The 5,620-nt window shown below is 66.9% G+C and carries 4 protein-coding genes; 2 read left to right on the forward strand and 2 right to left on the reverse strand.

From position 1 onward, the window contains the following. Positions 1-68: 68 nt before the first annotated feature. Positions 69-1,229, reverse strand: coding sequence for a P-loop NTPase family protein (locus ACRDUX_RS35380; protein WP_526421279.1), 1,161 nt, complete (start codon positions 1,227-1,229; stop codon positions 69-71). Next, positions 1,208-2,338 (reverse strand): ATP-binding protein, encoded by a 1,131-nt coding sequence (locus ACRDUX_RS35385; RefSeq protein ID WP_526421284.1) that lies wholly within the window; start codon positions 2,336-2,338, stop codon positions 1,208-1,210. The genes ACRDUX_RS35380 and ACRDUX_RS35385 overlap by 22 nt, the downstream gene beginning before the upstream one ends. A 169-nt stretch (positions 2,339-2,507) precedes the next feature. Between ACRDUX_RS35385 and ACRDUX_RS35390 the strand changes: the two genes are divergently transcribed. Both ACRDUX_RS35390 and ACRDUX_RS35395 read left to right on the forward strand, forming a co-directional pair. Then, positions 2,508-4,070: an acetyl-CoA acetyltransferase gene (locus ACRDUX_RS35390; protein ID WP_526421281.1), complete on the forward strand. Its 1,563-nt coding sequence runs from the start codon at positions 2,508-2,510 to the stop codon at positions 4,068-4,070. 308 nt (positions 4,071-4,378) lie between these two features. After that, entirely contained in the window at positions 4,379-5,557 is a 1,179-nt protein-coding gene (locus tag ACRDUX_RS35395; protein WP_526421282.1) for an NAD(P)/FAD-dependent oxidoreductase, read from the forward strand. Positions 5,558-5,620 lie beyond the last annotated feature (63 nt).

Consider the following 5,620-nt stretch of genomic DNA (forward strand, 5'->3'; position numbering starts at 1 on the left):
GGATTACCCCCACGCATTTTTCAAAGATGCGTGGGGGTAATCCACGTTCGGCGCAGGTTGTAGGGCGTTCAGGACTGCTGGGCGAAGCGTTCGACGATCAGCCGCAACTGCTGTCCGCCCTCCTCGCGGTACAGCAGGTGATAGCGCAGCAGAGGTTCGGTCAGGTCGTACCACGATGCGCGCTGGTCTCCGTCGGCCGCCTTGGTGGAGGTGACCCAACGTGACGACGCGAGTCGCCCCAATGCCGTTGCCGCAGACTGGTTCGAGACGCCGACGGCAGTGGCCAGGTCGGTGACCGTGCGTGCTTGCCACCCGCGGGCGAGTTCGACGACGAGGCGTTGCTCGCTGGCGGGCAGTTGCCAGAGGCGTTGCTGATAGTAGGGCGCCAACCTGTCGAGGAGTGCCTCCACTGCGGGTGTCATCTCGTCGAGGGAGCGGACGTCGATGCACTCGGACAGGATGTGCCACAGCCGAGGTAAGCCGCCGATGAGGCGATGGATCACCCGCACGCGGTCGGTGCCGTCCGTGGAAGCGATGAACTCGGCGAGTTTCTCCTCGCCGCGTGCGCGGGCAGCTCGGGTCAGCATCGTGGCCGCTTCTTCGACGTCGAACTCGGTGAGCGTCTCCACCATGAACGACCCGTACCAGGGGTAGGAACGCGAGGAGACGCCTGGGAAGAATGCGGGGGACGTGGCGAATATCGTTATCGCAGTTGATGTCTCGACCCAGGCCCGGAGGCTGCCCTGCCCAGTCTGGCCGATGGCGTCGAACACCCGGTCCAGGTTCTCGATGGCCAGCAGAATCATCCGGTCGCCCGCCGCGGCCTCGATCAGCTGCTCGATGCCGATCGTGTCCTTGCTTGCTCGCAGCGTACGTGCGGTGTCGGCGACGTCTTCGCCGATCGTGCGGGCGATCTCGAACAATAGATCCAGATAGGACCCAATTGCCAGTGAGTCCTCTGGAATGAGCACGGCTAGAACGCGTTTCGCGGTGGCACTGTCGGTGAGGGCGCGATGCACGACGACGTGCAGGGTGTGTGTCTTTCCGCCACCGCGTGGGGCGACGAGGAGGGTGTGGGGTCTCGACCCGTCACGCGCCGCGGCCTGGATTCTGCGCACCAGGGCGTCGAACAGCGCTGCCCGCCCGACGGTGATGGCGTCGAGATCCTCCGCCGTCATCGCCGACGGAGTGAACGTCGGCTGCGCGGTCATCGCCGCATCGTCAGCCACGCCCGCTGCACCAACGCCGAGGCGAAGCGATCGGAGCCGTCCACTCGCTGCAGGTAGTGGTCGAGTTCGAGGCGTTCGATGACCGAGACCAGCTGGTCGTGGCCGGTGAAGACGCTGCCCTCGCTGCGGGCCCGAGCCAGAGCCGATTCGACGTCCAGCGGTTCAGTTGCGTACGCGTAGATGTCGAGTATCCCAGCGATGGCGGGGGCATCGTCACCGTAGTAGTGCCGCAGCCTGTCCCGGTAGTGCCTGAGATCCCAAGGGTCGGAGGGGCTTCCGATGGCAACCGTGACCAGGTCGGGAACCTGGGCGGCGTCGGGGAGTGTTCCCGTCTCGCGCCATCTCGTCACCGCGGCCAGCACGAGGTGCTGGATGTAGTAGGGGACGTTCTCAGCCGCCGCGGCCACCGCAGGCGCCAGCTCGTGTGCGGCCGCAGGATCGACGCGAGCACCCAGTAGCAGGCATTCGGCGAGAAAGGCGGCGTGGTCGGAGCGGATGGGTCCGACCGCGATCTTCTGGATGTCGTTCACCGTGCTCGGAGCGTCCGGCGATACGTGATGGAATCCGATGGAGCCGGACAACACCGTGGCGACCCGTCCGCCGTGCTCCTGGCGGAAACGGCGCAGCACGTGAAGGAAGTTGTCGCCCGCACCCGGCTCGCGGCGTTCGAGGTTGCGAGCGAGGACCGTCACCTCGTCGATGAAGAGGACGACCTGGCGCCCGTCGGAGCGGTCAACGGCGCGATCGAGCAGCTCGTCGAGGGCGGCGGCGGCGCGCCCGTCCCGCTCGACCTTCAACGGACCCGCGGTCAGCGTCAACCGGAGTTTCGCCAATTCGCTGGCCCATGCCGGTTCGAGCTTCGCGAGCTCGCTGGCCAGGGCTGCGACGAACTCGCCGTAGGTCTCCCGCTCCGCGCTGGTGGCGATGACGACGGCGCCGGCTGCTGCCGCATTTCGTTGGACGACCCGGGCCAGGGAGGTCTTGCCGTGCCGCCGGTCCCCGACGAGGACCGCGCCGCTGTGGGGCAGGGTGGCGAGGACCGACTCGGCGTCGCGGAAGCGGCCGACGACGTCGTCTGGTCGTACGATGCCGCCGACCACCAGGGACATGGGTCGCACTTGCCACGACATCCCAGAATCATACATCGCAGATGTTGTACGTCAAAGATGACGTACAGCGGATAGGTTGTACATCAGGTCGGTTGTCGGTCCTCCTGGGTGCGTCGGACCGGGCGCCACCGGTTAGCCTGACGAATTAACACCCGCCAGGAGGTCTGTAATGCCGGTAGATCCTCGTACCCCCGTCATCGTCGGCGTCGGACAGTTCACCGAGCGCATCGACGACGCCGGTTACCGCGGCATGTCGGCCGTGGATCTGGCGACGGAGGCCGTCCGCGCAGCGCTTGCCGATACCGGCGCGGACCGGGCCAGCGTGGGGCAGGCGATCGAGGTGTTCGCCGGGCTGCGGCAGTTCGAGATCTGCACCCCGTTCTCCGATCCACCGCTCGGCTGCTCCGACAACTACCTGCGATCGGTGGCGCAGCGCGTCGGCGCGAACCCTGCGCGCGCGGTGCTGGAACCCATCGGCGGCAACGGCCCGCAGAAGGTGATGACGGAGTTCGCCGGTGCCATCGCGGCAGGCGAGGTCGAGGTGGTGCTGATCGTGGGTTCCGAACCGGGCTCGACGGCGAAGTACTTCGCGGGTCGGGCCAGGGCGAGCGAAGCGACGGGAGAGAAATTCGACAAGCCGGACTTCACCGAGCACGTCGGCGGCCAGCTCGAGGACCGCGGTTACGGGTTCGAGCAATACATGAGCGAGTACACCGCGAAGCACGGACTGACCGGCGCGCCCGTGCAGTACGGGTTGTTGGACAACGCGCGACGCGCCCGACTGGGCGTCGGCGTCGAGGATTACCGACGATCGATGGCGGAGCTCTTCGCACCGTTCTCGAAAGTGGCTGCCAAGAACCCGTTCTCGTCCTCGCCGGTGGAGCGCTCCGTCGAGGAGGTCGAGACCGTCACCGACGAGAACCGGATGATCTGCGACCCGTACCCTCGCTTGCTGGTGGCCAGGGACACCGTCAACCAGGGTGCGGCCGCGGTGTTGATGTCGGTTGATGCCGCACGCAGGTTCGGCGTGCCCGAGGAGAAGTGGGTGTACCTGCGTGGGCACGCCGACCAGACCGAGCAGGACCTGTTGGACCGCGTCGACCTGCACGTCAGTCACTCCGCGAAACAGGCCGTGACAGAAGCACTTCGGATCGCAGACGTCGGCATCGACGACGTGTCGACGTTCGACCTCTACAGCTGCTTTCCGTTCCCTGTCTTCGCGGTGTGCGACGAGTTCGGGCTCGCCGATGACGATCGGGCGCTCACGCTGACCGGCGGCCTGCCGTACTTCGGGGGCCCTGGCAACAGCTACTCGCTGCACGGCATCGCCGAGACCGTCGCCGAGATGCGGGACAAGCCAGGTGCGTTCGGTCTGGTCGGTGCCAACGGCGGTGTCATGAGCAAGTATTCGGTGGGGGTCTACTCCACCGAACCGGCGGACTGGGTAGTCGACCGCAGCAAGGCACTGCAGGCGGAAATCGTCGCGCTACCGAAGGTGGCCGTCACCCGTGACGCCAACGGTCCCGGCGTCGTCGAGACCTACTCGGTGCGCTACGACTGGCCGGTGCGCACCGGGGTCATCATCGGCAGGCTCGACGCCGACGACAGCCGGTTCATGGCTCTGACCGAGGACGACGACCTGGTGGCGTTGATGTGTGACGGCGATCCGCTCGGCGCCGCGATCACCGTGGAATCCGGTGAGGACGGCGTCAACCGGGCGGCCCTGGCCTGACGGCTCAGAAGACCCAGCTGCCGGACGGTTGAAGTACGAAGCCGTGTTTGTTGTCGGCGTCGATGCAGGCGACCAACCCGTAACAAGCTTGCGGGTTATGGCCTTTCGTGCCTAGCTGTCCTGGCTAAACGTCCCTGGCATTCGTGACATCGCGCCGGGGTTTCCCGTGCTGCTGGGGCGGCTAGCGTGGTTCGGAATGGGGTTCGTCCACTCAGCGAGCCACGGGGGTGATCCACGTCACTGGTTGATGCTGTCAGGAATTCATGGGCTGTCTCGTTCAGGGAGCACGTGAACAGACAGGAGTAACCATGCAGCACCGCATCGTCGTCCTCGGGGCCGGATACGCCGGAGCCTTCTGCGCCGGATACCTGGCCCGCCAACTCCACTCCGACGAGTTCGAGATCACCGTCGTCAACGCCGAACGCGATTTCGTCGAGCGGCTGCGACTGCATCAGCTCGCCGCCGGGCAGGATCTCCGCCACCGGCCGCTGGCGGAGGTGTTCGCGGGCACCGGCATCCGGCTAAGACTGGCGCGGGTGACCAACGTCGACGCCGAGCGCCGGACTGTCACAGCCGCCGACAGCGAGGGCGTCGGCCGGATCGAATACGACACCCTCCTCTACGCGCTCGGCAGCACCGCCGCCGACCACGGCATTCCTGGCGTCGACGAGCACGCCTTCCACGTGGCCGCGCGACCGTCCGCGCTTCGCCTGCGCGCACGCCTGGATGAACTGGGCGACGACGGGAAGGTGCTGGTCGTCGGCGGCAACCTGACCGCGATCGAGGCCGCCACCGAGATCGCCGAATCCCGTCCAGGACTTCGGGTCAGCCTCGCCACCAGCGGCGAGCTGGCTGGCTGGCTGGGCGCGAAGGCCCGCCGTCACCTGCTGCGTGCCTTCGACCTGTTCGGTATCACGGTCCACGAGGACACCACCATCGAGCGCGTCGAGGAGGCTGCGGCGGTCGCCGCCGACGGCACCGCCTTCGCCTCCGACGCGACCGTGTGGGCCGCCGGATTCGCTGTCCCCCCAATTGCCGCGGCCAGCGGCCTCGAGGTGGTACCCAACGGCCAGATCACGGTCGACCGGCAGATGCGGTCGGTCTCGCACCCGGATGTCTACGTCGCCGGTGACAGCGCCTTCGTCATCGGCGAGAACGGTAGGCCGTTGCCGATGTCCTGCGCTTCCGCGGGATCTACCGGCATGCAGGCGACGGCCGCGATCGTCGGGGACCGGACCGGACGCAAGATCTCGACGACCTCGCTGTCGTATGTCGGCAACCACATCAGCCTCGGCCGCAACGACGGGATCTTCCAACTGGTCGACGGTGACGCGCGATCGAAATCGTGGGCACTGACCGGCCGGACGGCCGCCCGCGTCAAGTCGGCAATCCTCCAGACTGCCGCCTGGAGCCTGAGCCACCCGACCTTCGGAATGCCGGGTCACGAGTACCGCTTTGGCAACCAGCCGAGAGCACTCGCGACGTGATGCCGGATAGAGTCGTGCTCATCGACACTGTCGCGGTGGCGCGTTTCGAGGCCAGCCGGAACC

The organism is Mycobacterium sp. (genome assembly GCF_050701675.1).
Classification (GTDB): Bacteria; Actinomycetota; Actinomycetes; order Mycobacteriales; family Mycobacteriaceae; genus Mycobacterium.

What these genes read in the sequence shown, in the direction of transcription:
- ACRDUX_RS35390 (WP_526421281.1), top strand. Translation starts at nt 2,508, where the DNA reads ATGCCGGTAGATCCTCGTACCCCCGTCATCGTCGGCGTCGGACAGTTC.
- ACRDUX_RS35385 (WP_526421284.1), bottom strand. Translation starts at nt 2,338, where the DNA reads ATGTCCCTGGTGGTCGGCGGCATCGTACGACCAGACGACGTCGTCGGC.
- ACRDUX_RS35395 (WP_526421282.1), top strand. Translation starts at nt 4,379, where the DNA reads ATGCAGCACCGCATCGTCGTCCTCGGGGCCGGATACGCCGGAGCCTTC.